Source organism: Streptomyces sp. NPDC053560 (genome assembly GCF_044544605.1).
Classification (GTDB): domain Bacteria; phylum Actinomycetota; class Actinomycetes; order Streptomycetales; family Streptomycetaceae; genus Streptomyces.
This window is the reverse complement of record NZ_JBITXI010000006.1, coordinates 537,655-553,376: the sequence shown is the minus strand read 5'-3', so window position 1 is coordinate 553,376 and position 15,722 is coordinate 537,655. Positions and strand designations below refer to the sequence as shown.

Here is a 15,722-nt window from a genome sequence, read left to right as displayed (position 1 = left end):
CAAGGAACGGACGCTTCCTTTGTACTCACCCTCTCGGGCTTTCCTCCGGGCGCTTCCCTTCGGTCTTGCGTTTCCAACCTTACCAGATCCTTTTCAGTGATCCGGCCCCCTGTTGGAGCGGGGTTGCTTTCCGGTCCGGCCCTTTCGGGCTTTCCCTTTCGGCGGTTCCGACTTTACCAGATCCTCATCCGGTCCCCTGCTTCTCGAAAGTTGCAGTCGGTCCGGATTTGTTTCCAGTGGCCTTTGGATTGGCCTTCGCCTTTCGGTTGTCTTTCGACTTCCTTTCGGCGGCTCCGACGCTATCAGATTGCTCTGGGTCGGATTTCCCAGCCCCTCGCGGAGCCGGTCACCGTGGAGTCCCGTAGAACGCCAGGCGTTCCCGGTTCCCCTCAGGCGGAGCCGTAAACGTACTGGAGCGGGGCTCCTGGATGCAAATCCGGGCGCCCCGCTCCGTACACGCTTCCGACGGGTCGTCAGACCTCCACGACGACCGGCAGGATCATCGGCCGGCGGCGGTAGTTGTCCGACACCCACTTGCCCACGGTGCGGCGTACGAGCTGCTGCACCTGGTGCGGCTCCATGACGCCGTCCTGGGCGGACTTGGCCAGCGCCTCGTCGATCTTCGGCAGGACGCCGCCGAAGTCGGCGTCGTCGATGCCGGAGCCGCGGGCCTGGATGTGCGGCCCACCGGTGATCTTGCCCGAGGTGCTGTCGACCACGACGAAGACGGAGATGATGCCTTCGTCGCCGAGGATGCGGCGGTCCTTCAGGGCGTTCTCCGTGACGTCGCCCACCGAGAGGCCGTCGACGTACACGTATCCCGCCTGGACCTTGCCGGTGATCCGCGCCGTGCCGTCGACCAGGTCGACGACCACGCCGTCCTCGGCGATGACGATGTGGTCCTTGGGCACGCCGGTGAGCGCGCCCAGCTCGGCGTTGGCCCGCAGGTGGCGCCATTCGCCGTGCACCGGCATGAGGTTCTTCGGCTTGCAGATGTTGTAGAAGTACAGCAGCTCGCCGGCCGAGGCATGGCCCGAGACGTGCACCTTGGCGTTGCCCTTGTGGACAACGTTGGCGCCCCATCGGGTGAGCCCGTTGATCACGCGGTAGACGGCGTTCTCGTTGCCCGGGATGAGCGAGGACGCCAGGATCACCGTGTCACCCGGGACGATCCGGATCTGGTGGTCACGGTTGGCCATCCGGGACAGGGCCGCCATCGGCTCGCCCTGCGAGCCCGTGCAGACCAGCACGATCTCGTCGTCCGGCAGGTCATCGAGGGTCTTCACGTCCACGACGAGACCGGCGGGGACGTTCAGGTAGCCCAGCTCACGGGCGATGCCCATGTTGCGGACCATCGAGCGGCCGACGAAGGCGACGCGACGGCCGTACTCGTGCGCCGCGTCGCAGATCTGCTGGATGCGGTGCACATGGCTGGCGAAGCTCGCCACGATGATGCGCTTCTGGGCGGTCGCGAAGACCTGACGCAGCACGTTGGAGATGTCGCGCTCGGGCGGGACGAACCCGGGGACCTCGGCGTTCGTGGAGTCCGACAGGAGGAGGTCGATGCCCTCCTCGCCGAGCTTGGCGAACGTGGGGAGGTCGGTGAGCCGGCGGTCCAGCGGGAGCTGGTCCATCTTGAAGTCACCCGTGTGGACGACCATGCCCGCGGGGGTGCGGATGGCGACCGCCAGGGCGTCCGGGATGGAGTGGTTGACCGCGACGAATTCGCAGTCGAAGGGGCCGAGACGCTCGCGGTCGCCCTCGACGACCTCCAGCGTGTACGGCCGGATGCGGTGCTCCTGGAGCTTGGCCTCGATCAGGGCGAGGGTCAGCTTGGAGCCGATCAGGGGGATGTCCGGCTTCTCGCGAAGCAGGTAGGGAACGGCACCGATGTGGTCCTCGTGGCCGTGCGTGAGCACGATGCCCTCGATGTCGTCGAGGCGGTCCCTGATGGACGAAAAGTCCGGCAGGATCAGGTCGATTCCGGGCTGCTCCTCCTCGGGGAAGAGCACTCCGCAGTCGACGATCAGCAGCCGGCCGTCGTACTCGAAGACGGTCATGTTGCGGCCGATCTCTCCGAGGCCGCCCAGAGCGGTGACGCGCAGGCCGCCCTCGGGGAGCTTCGGCGGCGCGCCGAGTTCGGGATGCGGATGACTCAAAAGACTCTCCTCACCACACGCGCCACGGGCCCTTGAGGCACGTGGCGCGCATGACATTCGTGCACTTGCTGTTGTGGCTGTGGTTGTTCGTCTTCAGCTGTGACGACCGTCGGGGTCGCGCGAGCCGTATTCAGTTGTGAAGTCTGATGTCAGAGGTGTACCCCGCCGGCGGCGAGATCGACCTTGAGCTGCTCCGTCTCCTCGGGCGAAAGGTCGACCAGCGGGAGGCGCAGCGGCCCGCCGGGGAGGCCCTGGAGGTTGAGCGCGGCCTTGGTCGTGATGACGCCCTGGGTGCGGAACATGCCGGTGAAGACCGGCAGCAGCTTCTGGTGGATCTCCTTCGCCTTCGTGACGTCACCGGTCACGTGGGCTTCCAGGAGGGCGCGCAGCTCGGGGGTCACGACATGGCCGACGACCGAGACGAAGCCGATGGCGCCGACCGAGAGCAGCGGGAGGTTCAGCATGTCGTCGCCGCTGTACCAGGCGAGGCCGGAGCGGGCGATGGCCCAGCTGGCGCGGCCGAGGTCGCCCTTGGCGTCCTTGTTGGCGACGATGCGGGGGTGCTCGGCCAGCCGGACGAGGGTCTCGGTGTTGATCGGCACGCCACTTCGGCCGGGGATGTCGTAGAGCATGACCGGCAGGTCGGTGGCGTCGGCAATCGCGCTGAAGTGCCGGAAGAGACCTTCCTGCGGCGGCTTGCTGTAGTAGGGCGTCACGGCGAGCAGGCCGTGCGCTCCGGCGTCCTGGGCGGCGCGGGCCAGCTCCAGGCTGTGGCGGGTGTCGTTCGTGCCGGCTCCGGCGACCACGAAGGCGCGGTCTCCCACCGCTTCGACCACGGCCCTGACCAGCTGGGCTTTTTCCGCATCGCTGGTGGTCGGAGACTCTCCGGTGGTGCCGTTCACGACGAGACCGTCGTTGCCGGCGTCCACCAAGTGGGCGGCGAGCTGCTGCGCGCCGTCGAGGTCGAGAGCGCCGTCCGCCGTAAACGGCGTGACCATGGCGGTCAGTACCCGCCCGAAGGGGGTCTGCGGTGTGGAAGTCGGAGCCATGGGTCCCACGCTACTCGTAGCTCACCGCTGGTTGCGCCCCTGGGGAGGCCGGGATGTGGACCCGGCACTGCCTGCTCGGGGGTTCAGGCAGTGCCGGATCCGTGTGTTCAGCGTAGAGGAATTTCTCAAAACGCCGCAATACGGACACCTTCTCGCGAGGCCCTTCCGTCGGGCCGCGGAGATCTCCCTCGCGCGACTTACGGAGCGACCCGTCCGTTGGCGTTGAAGGCGGCGTACGTGAGCGGCATGAGCTTGGCCCAGTGGGCCTCCATCTGCTCGCCGACCATCTCGATCTCGCGCTGCGGGAAGGACGGCACCTTCGCCTGTTCGTGCTGCGTGCGCAGGCCGAGGAAGTGCATCAGGGAGCGGGCGTTGCAGGTGGCGTACATGGAGGAGAAGAGGCCCACGGGCAGGACCGAACGGGCGACCTCACGGGCCACGCCGGCCGCCAGCATCTCCTGGTACGCCGCGTACGCCTGGCGGTAGGAGTCCTCCATCGCCCGGGTGGTGACCTCGTGCTGCTCCTCGGTGCCCTGGACGAACTCGTACTTGCCGGGGCGGCCCTGCTGCACGAGCTTGCGGTCGGTCGCGGGGACGTAGAAGACCGGCTCCAGCTGCCGGTACCTGCCGGACTCCTCGTTGTACGACCAGCCCACGCGGTGCCGCATGAACTCGCGGAACACGAAGATCGGGGCGCTGATGAAGAAGGTCATGCTGTTGTGCTCGAACGGGCTGCCGTGCCGGTCGCGCATCAGGTAGTTGATCAGGCCCTTGGAGCGCTCGGGGTCCTTCTGCAGCTCCTCCAGGGACTGCTCGCCGGCCGTGGACACCCGTGCGGCCCACAGGACGTCGCTGTCGCCGGCGGCGTGCTTGACCAGCTCGACCGTCACCTCGCTCCGGAATGCGGGGGCTGCGCTGTCGGCGCTCTCGGCGGGGGTGTGGGACACCGGCGGTTCCTTCCGTTCATACATCGTGCTGCGGCGGGTACCCGTCCGATCTGCCGCGGCGTTCGCGCCGCTCGTCGCTCGGGCGCGCCAAGCCTACGGCCCGCCACTGACAAGCCCGGAAATGCGGTGCGATGCGGCGCGATGCGACAAAAGGGACCCCCGGTGCGGACCCCGTCCACGGCAGTTGATATTTTTCACAGAAGTCACGGAAAACGGGCACTCATCGAGTGCCAGTGACGTTGAACCATGTGACACTGCCCACTTCGAGGTTCCTAGGAGAGCCCGCTCATGTTCCGCCGGCGAGAGCCCGTCCCGTTCGCCTTTGTCGCCGAGGCAGACCGGTTCCGCAGCAATGTCACTCCCCCGCCGCGTCAGCGGGCGAGCCGATCCCAGATCTTCGGCCGCTCGCTCCTGGGGCTCACCGTCGCCGCCGGCCTGACCGGCTCCCTGCTGCTCGGCGTGCCCGCCCTGCAGCAGGACACGGTCGGCGGCCCGAATACAACCCATCAGTCCGAGGCCGCGCACGGCCGCTGAGCCGTGTGCGCGTTGCGCCGTTCGGGCGGGCAGCCCGGCGGACCGGCGAAGGATTGGTTCCGGCCGTCCTGGTGCCGCTAGCCTCACCGGTCACAGCTTTCGACCGTGTGCCCGTGCGTAACGCGGGCCGTGAGTGAGGATCCGCCGTGCCCCTGCCCTTCCTGACGGCCGACCGCGACCTCGACGGGGACGCCGGAGACCCGGCGCCCCTTCCGCACAACGAGCGCGACCACTGGCGCCGCCCCTACCGCCCCGGACCGTGGCGGGTGGGGGCGGCGGCCGTGCTTCTGCTGCTGGCGTCCTTCGTCCTGCTGTCCGCGATGATCATCGGGCTGGCCGGGGCGCCGATCGGTGCCGGAGTGTGCCTGGCCGTGGCGGTCGTGATCATCCTGGTCTCGGTGCGGCTGCTGCGGGTCGGCATCTGGGTGAGCGCCGCCGGGCTGCGCCAGGTACGGCTCGTACGGACGACGACGCTCCCGTGGAGCGCGGTCACCTCGGTCCGTACGGTGCAGCAGCCGGTGCGCTGGCTCGGCCTGCCGCGGACCGTCCAGGGGCAGGCGCTGCTGATCGGCGGTCCGGGCGACGTCGAGCCGCGCACGCTCGTCACCGACCGCAACGGCGACTTCCTGACCCGCCCCGGCGCGTTCAACCGCGCGGCGGACAAGGTGGCCGCGTGGGCGGCGGAGCAGCACGGCTGAGCAGCGGCCGGTGCCGTCCGGAGAGTGGCTGGGGAGCCGCTGAGAGCCGCTCCGGAGGCCGAGAGCCCGCCGGAACGCACGTACGGGAACGGGGCGCGAGCCGAATAGCTCGCGCCCCGTTCCCGTACCACCGCACGGTCCGTACGTGCCCGCCTCAGCCCGCTCGTACCGGCTTTCCGTCGTGCAGCGCGATGGCCCGCTGCATGGCCTTGCGGGCGCGCGGGGTGTCCCGCGCGTCGTGGTAGGCGACCGCCAGCCGGAACCACGCCCGCCAGTCCTCCGGCGCCGCCTCGGCCTCGGCCCGCCGCCGCTGGAAGACCTCGTCGGCGGCGTCCCGGTCGATGCGGCCGCTCGGCGTCCGCTGCAGCTCGTCCACGGGCAGCCCGCCCTCGGCCTCCAGCTCCTTCGCCAGCAGCCCGGCCTTCCGGGCGAACTGGGTGGTGTGCCAGAGGAACCACACCCCGATCAGCGGCAGGACGAGCACGGCGATGCCGAAGACGACCGTGATGGGGGTGCCCTGCTGGAGGAGCAGGACCCCCCGCTCGCCGACCAGGACGAAGTAGACGACCAGGACCGCCGCGAGGACGAAGTATGTGATCTTTGCGCGCACTGTGCGTACTGCCCTACTGACTGCCGGCCGTCAGGCCAGATCGAGGAAGTTTTCCAGGCCCATGGTCAGGCCGGGAGTGTTCACCACGCGGCGCGCGCCGAGCAGGATGCCCGGCATGAAGCTGGAGTGGTGCAGGGAGTCGTGCCGGATGGTGAGGGTCTCGCCCTCCCCGCCGAGCAGCACCTCCTGGTGCGCCAGCAGACCGCGCAGCCGTACGGAGTGCACGGGCACGCCACTCACGTCCGCGCCGCGGGCGCCGTCCAGGGCGGTCGCGGTGGCGTCCGGCGCCGGCGCGCAGCCGGCCTTCTCACGGGCGTCGGCGATGAGCTGAGCGGTGCGGGCCGCCGTACCGGACGGGGCGTCCGCCTTGTTCGGGTGGTGCAGCTCGACGACCTCGACGGACTCGAAGAAGCGGGCCGCCTGCTGCGCGAACTGCATGGTGAGCACCGCGCCGATCGAGAAGTTCGGCGCGATCAGCACGCCGACCTGCGGCGCGGCGCCCAGCCAGGAACGCAGCTGCGTGAGGCGCTCGTCGCTCCAGCCGGTGGTGCCGACCACCCCGTGGATGCCGTGCCGGACGCAGAATTCGAGGTTCTCCATGACGGAGTCGGGGTGGGTCAGCTCGACCGCGACCTCGGCGCCCGCCTCGACCAGCTTCTCCAGCTCGTCGCCGCGGCCCAGCGCCGCCACCAGCTCCATGTCCTCGGCGGCCTCGACCGCCTTGACGGCCTCGGAGCCGATCCGGCCCTTGGCGCCGATCACAGCCACACGCAGCTTGCTCATCGTCCTTGCTTCCTTCGGTTCGGGGCGCGGTCGTACGCGACCATTCTCCGGCCTCGTACGACCGCGCGTGGGCCTCGTACGACCGCTTCCGGCCGCGTGCCGCCGCTCTGCGGGGCGGACGCGGCCGTTTCCGCGTTACGCGACCACTTCGTGGAGCCGTGCTGCCTGCCGGTCCTTCAGCGGGCCGATGACGGACAGCGAAGGACGCTGCCCCAGTACATCGCGCGCGACCTCGCGCACATCGTCCGGGGTCACGGCCGCTATCCGGGCGAGCATGTCGTCCACCGACATCTGGTCGCCCCAGCACAGCTCGCTCTTGCCGATGCGGTTCATCAGGGCGCCGGTGTCCTCCAGGCCGAGGACCGTGGAGCCGCGCAGCTGCCCGATGGCCCGTTCGACCTCGTCGTCGGCCAGTCCGTGCTCGGCGACGTCGTCCAGCTGGTCGCGGCAGATCTTCAGCACGTCGTGGACCTGGCTCGGGCGGCAGCCCGCGTACACCCCGAAGAGGCCGCAGTCCGCGTAGCCCGAGGTGTAGGAGTACACGCTGTAGGCCAGGCCGCGCTTCTCCCGTACCTCCTGGAAGAGGCGGGAGCTCATGCCGCCGCCGAGGGCGGTGTTGAGCACGCCCATGGCCCAGCGCCGCTCGTCGGTGCGCGGCATGCCGGGCATGCCGAGGATGACGTGCGCCTGCTCGGTCTTGCGGCCCAGCATCTCCACCCGGCCGGCCGTCCGGATCGCCCGCGTACCGCCCCGGGGGTCCATCGGCACCGCGTCCGTACGGTCCAGCGCGCCGGCCTGCTCGAAGGCGCGGCGGACCTGGCGGACGACCTTGGCGTGGTCGACGTTGCCGGCCGCGGTGACGACCAGGCGCGTCGGGTCGTAGTGCTTCTTGTAGAAGCGGCGTATGCGGCTCGAATTCAGGGCGTTGACCGTGTCGACGGTGCCGAGAACCGGGCGGCCGAGCGGACTGTCGCCGAGCATCGTGTGCGCGAAGAGGTCGTGCACGCAGTCGCCCGGGTCGTCGTCCGTCATGGCGATCTCTTCGAGGATCGCCCCGCGCTCGACGTCGACGTCGTCCTCGCGGATCAGCGAGCCGGTGAGCATGTCGCAGACCACGTCGATGGCCAGCGGCAGGTCGGCGTCGAGGACCCGCGCGTAGTAGCAGGTGTACTCCTTCGCGGTGAAGGCGTTCATCTCGCCGCCGACCGCGTCGATCGCGGCGGAGATGTCCAGCGCGCTGCGCCGCTCGGTGCCCTTGAAGAGCAGATGCTCCAGGTAGTGCGTAGCGCCGTTCAGGGCCGGCGTCTCGTCCCGGGAGCCGACGTTCGCCCAGATCCCGAAGGTCACCGACCGTACGGAGGGCAGGGTCTCGGTGACGACCCGCAGGCCGCCGGGCAGGACCGTCCTGCGGACCGTGCCGGCGCCGCCCTCGCCCTTGAGAAGCGTTTGGGTACGGGCGACGGCCCGCCCCTCCGAAGAGGTGCGGGCCGTCGTCCGGGAAGTACGGGACGTCACTTGGCGGCGTCGTCCTTCTTCTCCTCGTTGCCTTCCTCGCCCTCGATCACGGGGATCAGGGAGAGCTTGCCGCGCTGGTCGATCTCGGCGATCTCGACCTGCACCTTGGCGCCGACCGCGAGCACGTCCTCGACGTTCTCCACGCGCTTGCCACCGGCGAGCTTGCGGATCTGCGAGATGTGCAGCAGGCCGTCCTTGCCCGGCAGCAGCGAAACAAAGGCACCGAACGTCGTCGTCTTCACGACCGTGCCCAGGTAGCGCTCGCCGACCTCCGGCATGGTCGGGTTGGCGATGCCGTTGATCGTGGTGCGGGCGGCCTCGGCGGCCGGGCCGTCGGCGGCACCGATGTAGATGGTGCCGTCGTCCTCGATCGTGATGTCGGCGCCGGTGTCCTCCTGGATCTGGTTGATCATCTTGCCCTTGGGGCCGATGACCTCACCGATCTTGTCCACCGGGATCTTGACGGTGATGATCCGCGGCGCGTTCGGGGACATCTCGTCCGGAACGTCGATCGCCTCGTTCATCACGTCCAGGATGTGCAGACGCGCGTCGCGGGCCTGCTTCAGGGCCGCGGCCAGCACCGACGCCGGAATGCCGTCCAGCTTGGTGTCCAGCTGCAGGGCGGTGACGAACTGCTTCGTACCGGCGACCTTGAAGTCCATGTCACCGAACGCGTCCTCCGCACCGAGGATGTCGGTGAGGGTGACGTAGTGCGTCTCGCCGTCGATCTCCTGCGAGATCAGACCCATGGCGATACCGGCGACCGGGGCCTTCAGCGGCACACCGGCGTTCAGCAGCGACATCGTCGAGGCGCAGACGGAGCCCATGGAGGTCGAACCGTTGGAGCCGAGGGCCTCGGACACCTGACGGATCGCGTAGGGGAACTCCTCGCGGGTCGGCAGCACGGGCACGAGCGCACGCTCGGCCAGCGCGCCGTGGCCGATCTCGCGGCGCTTCGGCGAACCCACACGGCCGGTCTCACCGGTCGAGTAGGGCGGGAAGTTGTAGTTGTGCATGTACCGCTTGCGCGTCACCGGCGACAGCGTGTCCAGCTGCTGCTCCATGCGGAGCATGTTCAGGGTGGTGACGCCCAGGATCTGGGTCTCGCCACGCTCGAACAGCGCCGAACCGTGCACGCGCGGGATGGCCTCGACCTCGGCGGCCAGCGTACGGATGTCGGTCACACCGCGACCGTCGATCCGCTTCTTCTCCCGGATGACGCGCTCGCGGACCAGGGTCTTGGTCAGCGAACGGTACGCGGCCGAGATCTCCTTCTCGCGACCCTCGAACTCCGGCAGCAGCTTCTCGGCGGCCAGCGCCTTGACGCGGTCCAGCTCGCTCTCGCGCTCCTGCTTGCCGGCGATGGTCAGCGCCTGGGCCAGCTCGTCCTTGACGGCCTTGGTCAGGGCCTCCAGGACGTCGTCCTGGTAGTCGAGGAAGATCGGGAACTCACCGGTCGGCTTGGCGGCCTTGGCGGCGAGGTCCGACTGGGCCTTGCACAGCACCTTGATGAAGGGCTTCGCGGCGTCCAGACCGGCGGCGACGACCTCCTCGGTCGGGGCCTCGGCGCCGCCCTTGACCAGCTGGATGGTCTTCTCGGTGGCCTCGGCCTCGACCATCATGATCGCGACGTCACCGTCGGGCAGGACACGACCGGCGACGACCATGTCGAAGACGGCGTCCTCCAGCTCGCTGTGGGTCGGGAAGGCGACCCACTGCCCGTTGATCAGCGCAACGCGCGTACCACCGATCGGCCCGGAGAAGGGCAGACCCGCCAGCTGCGTCGAGCAGGACGCGGCGTTGATGGCGACCACGTCGTACAGGTGGTCGGGGTTGAGCGCCATGATCGTCTCGACGATCTGGATCTCGTTCCGCAGGCCCTTCTTGAAGGAGGGGCGCAGCGGCCGGTCGATCAGGCGGCAGGTGAGGATCGCGTCCTCGGAGGGCCGGCCCTCACGACGGAAGAACGAACCGGGGATCTTCCCGGCCGAGTACATCCGCTCCTCGACGTCCACGGTCAGCGGAAAGAAGTCCAGCTGGTCCTTGGGGTTCTTGGAAGCGGTGGTGGCCGACAGCACCATGGTGTCGTCGTCCAGGTACGCCACGGCGGAGCCGGCGGCCTGCTTGGCCAGGCGGCCCGTCTCGAAGCGGATGGTGCGGGTGCCGAAGGAGCCGTTGTCGATGACGGCCTCGGCGTAGTGGGTCTCGTTCTCCACCAGGAATATCTCCTCGTCTGCGTCCGCTGCCCGTATGGCAGGGGACCGTCTGCGACCCGCTGCCCGTGTGGCAGCGGATCATCGGTGGTGGAGCGCCTGTGCGGGCCGGTCTTCGATCGAAGCACCCGGTGCGTGGCGGCCCTGGGGCCTGCGCGACACCGGAGGCCACTACCGAGGACCGGCGACTGATGGGCGCCCCACCTCTTTTTTCGCTATTGCGTTGTCTGCGTCACGCGCCGTCGGTGATGAGCGCGGCGCGCCGGCCACGGCGCTGTCGTTGCTGCGCCGTCGGTATGGCGTTGTGGGACCAGACTACAAAGCTTCTGGCCACCAGGGGGTGCCGGAACTCTCCGGTGTCCGGCACCTACGGGTACTTTCCCCGTACCTTTCCCGTACTTTTCCCGCGTACGGCAAAGGGAGCGGCCCCCGTCCCGGGAACCGCTCCCTGCACGCCGTCTTACTTGGCGCCCGCCGCACCACGGCGGATGCCGAGGCGCTCCACCAGCTGGCGGAAGCGGGTGATGTCCTTCTTCGCCAGGTACTGCAGCAGGCGGCGACGCTGGCCGACCAGCAGCAGCAGACCACGGCGGGAGTGGTGGTCGTGCTTGTGCGTCTTGAGGTGCTCGGTCAGGTCCGAGATACGACGGGAGAGCAGCGCGACCTGAACCTCGGGGGAGCCGGTGTCACCCTCCTTGGTGCCGAACTCGGTCATGATCTGCTTCTTCGTAGCGGCGTCGAGCGACACGCGGTACTCCTTGAGATTCCTCTGAGCCCCACCGAGCGCCTCTGGTCTGCTTCACAGAGGAGCTTCGATTACTCGGCTGGGCGTAGCCAGGGTAGCAGGGGGTGACGAGTGGTGGTGACCGGGTGTAGCGGGGGGGGGAGCGGGGCGGGGGCCCGCCGTCCCGCCGCCGCAGGCTTCCGGTCGGCTCGCCGCCTCAGAAGACGGGCATGGCGGTGAGGGTACCGGCTTGCAGGAGGAAGACGCGGTTTCCTGCGGTGGCGAGGTGCCAGTCGCCTCGGGTGCCGGGGTTGTATGCCCAGGCGAGCGAGCCGCCGCGGGTGTCGGCGGCCGCCACGCCCGAGTGGCCGTCCTCACCGTCCGCGACCCAGACGCTGTGGCCGGTCGCCACGGGGGTCGCCTTGGCGAGACTGCCGAAGTCCAACGGGAGCGTCCACGCCTCCGAGCCGTCCTCGGTCCGCCGGGTGGACAGGTCGGTGTCGTCGGCGAAGTGCAGCAGACCGCCGCTCACGGCCGGTGCGCCGCAGCCGTCGTCCCCGGTCACCGGCTGCGTCCACTTCTGTGTGCCGTCCTCGGCGGAGAGCGCGACGAGACGGTCACCGCCCAGGTAGACCGTGTCCCCGCCGACGGCCGGCGTCAGCGCCCGGCCGCCCTGCCGCTTCGGCCCCCACACAGTCCGTCCCCGGCCCGTCTCCAGGGCTGCCACCCTGCCGTCCGTGCCATGCAGGACGAGGCGCTTCCCCGCCAGGGCCGCGCCGGGGACCGCACCGTCGGCAGCCACGGGAGCGGGCACGGTCCAGCGGGTGGTACGCCCGTCGAGCTCGATCGCGCGTATCCGTCCCTTGCCGGTGAGGAGGTAGACCGTTTCGTCGTCGGCGGCCAGCAGACGCTCGGCCTCGGCGCCCTCCGCCGACCAGACCGGTTTGCCGTCCGCTGCGCCGAGCGCCAGCAGCGTGCCGTCGGGTGCGGCGGTGAGCACGCTGCCGTCGGTGGTGCTCAGGGCACCGGCCGTGGTGACGGCCGACGGCGAGGTCCAGCGGTGCTCGCCCTTGGTCACGCCGTAGGCGCGCAGGACGCCACCCGGCGCGGCGACGATCACGAGGTCCCGCACGGGCAGCGGAGCCGGGGCCTTGGCATGGGCGACGCCCGGCAGACTCCAGAGCGGTTCCGGCGGCGCGCCCGGCGCATAGGTGGAAAGCAGTTCGGCGTCCCACGGCTGAGGGCCGCCCGCCGGGTCCTCGTCGCGCAGCGTCCACCACAGGACCCCGCCGCCCGCGGCGAGTACGGCGCCGCCCGCCACGACAGCGCTCAGCAGCCTGCGTCGGGACAGCCCGGCGGGCGCGGCACCCGGAACCTCAGCGAGGTGTCGCGCGTTCTCCTCACGACGGGCGATGTCGGCAGCGAGGGGGCCGCTCTTCCACGGCAGGTCGGGGCGGCGCGGCGGGGCCAGGGATCGCGCGAGCGAGGCGGGGTCGGGGCGGACCGCGGGGTCCTTGGCGAGGGCGTGTGCGATCAGCGCCCGAAGCGGGCCCGGAACGGCGCTCAACTCGGGCTCGCCGTGCACCACCTCGTACTGCACCGCGGCGACGTGCGCCCCACCGAAGGCGCTCCGGCCGCCGGCCGCGTAGGCGAGCACGGCACCCAGGGCGAAGACGTCACCGGACGGTCCGGTGCGCCGTCCCAGCACCTGCTCGGGTGCTCCGTAACCGGGCGTCGCGGGGGCCTGGCCGGTGGAGGTCAGGGTGAGTCCGTGCTCGGGACGGGCGATGCCGAAGTCGATGACCCGGGGCCCGTCGGAGGTGAGGACGATGTTGGGCGGCTTGATGTCCCGGTGCACCAGTCCCGCGGCGTGGATGTCACGGAGCGTCCCGGCGAGTGCGGCGCCCAGGACGCGTACCGCCGCCTCGGGCAGCGGCCCGTACTGCTGGACCGCCTGGTCCAGCGTGGGTCCGGCCAGGAATTCGCTGGCGATCCACTGCCGTCCGCCCTCGGTCTGCGCCCCCAGCACCCGGGCGACTCCCTTGCCCGTGACGGCCTGTGCCGCATGGGCCTCGCGAAGGAAGCGCTGCACCATATGGCCGTCGTGCGCGAGCTCCGGGCGGAGCACCTTGAGCGCGGCGGGCCGCCCCTGGGCGTCCCGGCCCAGGTAGACCTTGCCCATGCCGCCGGCGCCGAGTACGCCGAGGAGACGGTAGGGGCCCAGGCGCAGGGGGTCGCCGGTGGACAGGGGTTGCATACGGGGGTTGCTCCTGGCGGTTCGTGGGGTCCGGGGGGCCGATGCCGGTGGGCGGCTATTCGAGGGGGATGGCGCAGACGGTCTCGCTGTCGTCCATGAGCAGCCGGGCCACGCCGGGCAGGGCGGTCATCTCCACGCCGGTGTTGCTGTTGCTCGGCCCCTGGAAGGTCCAGGCGGTGCGATGTGTGCGCAGCTCGATGGCCATGGCCCAGTGACCGCTGTCGGGCTTGACGTAGAGGTGTTTCTCGCCGACGGCAGGCGTCGAATACATGTCGATGACGGGGCCTGTGCCCTTTTCCTGTTCCCGGATCAGTTTCCCGGTGCGCGCATCCAGTGCGAGCAGACCGGTATCCCGTTCGGCGCAGTAGAGGACGTCGTCCTTGAGGACCGGCGGACCGTAGTTGACCCGGATGTTTCCCGACTTCTCCGCGGTGGGGGCACGGCCCTTGCCGAAGCTCCAGACGACCTCGCCGTCGCTCAGCCGGATCGCGCGCAGGTCGGGCCCATGGTCGAAGACGAGTTGTGGAGTGTCTTCCTGACCGGGTGTGGTGCCGAGGGTGTAGCCACCGGGGTCGGACAGTTTCCGCGTCCAGACCGTTCGGCCGCTGCGGGCGTCGAGCAGCATCATCCGCCCGCCGGCCGAGGTGATCAGGTGCCGGCCGGCGGGTGTGACGGGGCCGAGGCCCTGCGACTCCTTCGAACGGTGCCGCCACGCTTCCTTGCCGGTGCGCTTGTCATAGGCAATGCACAGCGTGCCTTCCTTCCCCGAAGACCCCTGGGCGAAGATCAGGTTCCCACTCGCGCCCAGCAGCCTGGGCGTCACGCCCGCAGGGCCCTTGTAGTGCGCAAGGGGCGTGCGGAAATTACCGGTTGCGGCATCGACCTCGCTGATACGGAGGCCCTCGTTCTCGTCGACCGCGAAGAGCCGCTCACCATCGGTGGTCACGGTGTCGCCGCTGGTGATCATGTCGTTGGTGCCGCCTTCGGCGCCGGTGCGTGCGTCGACGGTCCGGAGGCCGGTCTCGGTCACGATCGCGACATGGTCGCCGGGGACGTACGTGGTGTACATCTGACCGTCGTTGCCCAGCACCACCTTCCAGGACAGCTCCGGTGCCTTCCCGGGACCACCGGCCGGCTTCCTGTCGCCGGAATCCGGCGGCTGCGTCTCGGTGCCGAACAGGGCGACTCCACCACCAACGGCTCCGGCCACGAGCACGGATGCGCCGATGCCGAGAAGGCCTCGCCGGGACAGCCGGCCGACGCGTCGGCCGTCGTCCGGGGCCGACGCGGTCGCGTCGCCGGCTTCCCTCGTGTCCAATGCGGCCAGCCGGGACGGACGGATGTCCCATACCGCCGCGCTGCGGTGGGCGATGTCGGCCAGGACCGCGGCGGGCAGGCGGTCCGCGAAGTGCCCACTGCTGCCCACGCCGCCGTCGTCCAGCATGTGACCCAGCTCAGCGGTGCCGGGTCGGTCGGCCGGGTTCTTGGTCAGGCAGCGGACGAGTACGGGCCGCAGCGCATCCGGCACTCCGGTGAGATCGGGCTCGGCGTAGCGCACCCGGTAGAGCAGATCGGCAGCCTGGCCACCGCCGAAGGGGGCCCGGCCGGTGGCCGCGAAGACCAGTACACCGGCGAGGGCGAAAACATCGCCGGCCGGGGTGTGTTCGCGCGCCGTCGCCTGTTCCGGGGACATGAAGGCAGGCGTACCGGCCGCCGAGCCGGTCCGGGTGAGCCGGTCGTCGCCGGCTGCCCGGGCGATGCCGAAGTCGATGACCTTGGGGCCTGCGGCGGTGAGCAGGATGTTGGACGGCTTGAGATCGCGGTGCACGACGTCGGAGCGGTGGAGCTGGCCGAGCGCCTCGCACAGCGCCGCACCCAGGGCTCGTACGGCGTCCTCGGGCAGCGGCCCGCACAGGGCGACGGCGTCGTCGAGCGGCGGGCCCAGTACGTACTCCGTGGCCAGCCAGGGCGTCTCGGCCAGTGGGTCGGCGTCGACGACCTGGGCACCGTACTGTCCGCCGATGACCCGCGCGGCATCGACCTCCAGCCGGAATCGGGTGCGGAACTCCGTCTGGCCGGCAAGCGGGGCGTGCATCGTCTTGAGCGCGACCGTGCGGCCGCCCGGCGAACGGCCGAGGTAGACAGTGCCCATACCGCCGCCGCCCAGCCGGGCGATGAGGGTGTACCGGCCCAGGCGCTGCGGATCGTCGTGGGTGAGCGGAAAAGCCATGAG

General features: G+C 70.1%; 13 protein-coding genes. 2 read left to right on the top strand and 11 right to left on the bottom strand.

Annotated elements, in window-relative coordinates; translation table 11 throughout:
* Positions 1-473 precede the first annotated feature (473 nt).
* The 3 genes from ACIGQF_RS17840 to thyX all read right to left on the bottom strand — a co-directional run bounded on the left by ACIGQF_RS17840 (position 474) and on the right by thyX (position 4,155).
* Positions 474-2,159 carry a ribonuclease J gene (locus tag ACIGQF_RS17840; protein ID WP_361556533.1) on the bottom strand — a complete coding sequence of 562 codons (1,686 nt, stop codon included), beginning with the start codon at positions 2,157-2,159 and terminating at the stop codon, positions 474-476.
* A 149-nt stretch (positions 2,160-2,308) separates the two neighbouring features.
* Positions 2,309-3,208: a 4-hydroxy-tetrahydrodipicolinate synthase gene (gene dapA / locus ACIGQF_RS17835; RefSeq protein WP_399710946.1), complete on the bottom strand. Its 900-nt coding sequence runs from the start codon at positions 3,206-3,208 to the stop codon at positions 2,309-2,311.
* Between the two features lie 197 nt (positions 3,209-3,405).
* Positions 3,406-4,155, bottom strand: a complete 750-nt coding sequence (gene thyX, locus ACIGQF_RS17830) for an FAD-dependent thymidylate synthase (protein ID WP_361556527.1) — start codon at positions 4,153-4,155, stop codon at positions 3,406-3,408.
* A 288-nt stretch (positions 4,156-4,443) separates the two neighbouring features.
* Between thyX and ACIGQF_RS17825 the strand changes: the two genes are divergently transcribed.
* Complete coding sequence (locus ACIGQF_RS17825; RefSeq protein WP_399710944.1) at positions 4,444-4,689, top strand: hypothetical protein; 246 nt, start codon at positions 4,444-4,446, stop codon at positions 4,687-4,689.
* A gap of 146 nt (positions 4,690-4,835) precedes the next feature.
* Complete coding sequence (locus tag ACIGQF_RS17820; RefSeq protein WP_399710942.1) at positions 4,836-5,387, top strand: hypothetical protein; 552 nt, start codon at positions 4,836-4,838, stop codon at positions 5,385-5,387.
* A gap of 154 nt (positions 5,388-5,541) precedes the next feature.
* Here the strand turns inward: ACIGQF_RS17820 and ACIGQF_RS17815 are convergent, their stop codons facing one another.
* The 8 genes from ACIGQF_RS17815 to ACIGQF_RS17780 form a co-directional block, all read right to left on the bottom strand.
* On the bottom strand, positions 5,542-5,997 hold the full coding sequence (locus tag ACIGQF_RS17815) for a hypothetical protein (RefSeq protein WP_399710940.1): 456 nt from the start codon (positions 5,995-5,997) through the stop codon (positions 5,542-5,544).
* 30 nt (positions 5,998-6,027) lie between these two features.
* Positions 6,028-6,780, bottom strand: a complete 753-nt coding sequence (dapB, locus tag ACIGQF_RS17810; RefSeq protein ID WP_399710938.1) for a 4-hydroxy-tetrahydrodipicolinate reductase — start codon at positions 6,778-6,780, stop codon at positions 6,028-6,030.
* 135 nt (positions 6,781-6,915) lie between these two features.
* The gene (locus ACIGQF_RS17805; protein WP_399710936.1) at positions 6,916-8,295 is read right to left on the bottom strand and encodes a M16 family metallopeptidase; all 1,380 of its coding nucleotides are present in this window, start codon (positions 8,293-8,295) and stop codon (positions 6,916-6,918) included.
* A complete protein-coding gene (locus tag ACIGQF_RS17800; protein ID WP_399710934.1) occupies positions 8,292-10,511 on the bottom strand; it encodes a polyribonucleotide nucleotidyltransferase in 2,220 nt (739 codons plus the stop codon). The genes ACIGQF_RS17805 and ACIGQF_RS17800 overlap by 4 nt, the downstream gene beginning before the upstream one ends.
* Before the next feature lie 229 nt (positions 10,512-10,740).
* The gene (locus tag ACIGQF_RS17795; RefSeq protein WP_399710932.1) at positions 10,741-10,875 is read right to left on the bottom strand and encodes a hypothetical protein; all 135 of its coding nucleotides are present in this window, start codon (positions 10,873-10,875) and stop codon (positions 10,741-10,743) included.
* Between the two features lie 93 nt (positions 10,876-10,968).
* Positions 10,969-11,256 carry a 30S ribosomal protein S15 gene (gene rpsO, locus ACIGQF_RS17790; RefSeq protein ID WP_052869281.1) on the bottom strand — a complete coding sequence of 96 codons (288 nt, stop codon included), beginning with the start codon at positions 11,254-11,256 and terminating at the stop codon, positions 10,969-10,971.
* Positions 11,257-11,449: 193 nt separating this feature from the next.
* A complete protein-coding gene (locus ACIGQF_RS17785) occupies positions 11,450-13,489 on the bottom strand; it encodes a serine/threonine-protein kinase (RefSeq protein ID WP_399710930.1) in 2,040 nt (679 codons plus the stop codon).
* 55 nt (positions 13,490-13,544) lie between these two features.
* Positions 13,545-15,719 carry a PQQ-binding-like beta-propeller repeat protein gene (locus ACIGQF_RS17780; RefSeq protein ID WP_399710928.1) on the bottom strand — a complete coding sequence of 725 codons (2,175 nt, stop codon included), beginning with the start codon at positions 15,717-15,719 and terminating at the stop codon, positions 13,545-13,547.
* Between the last annotated feature and the right edge of the window lie 3 nt (positions 15,720-15,722).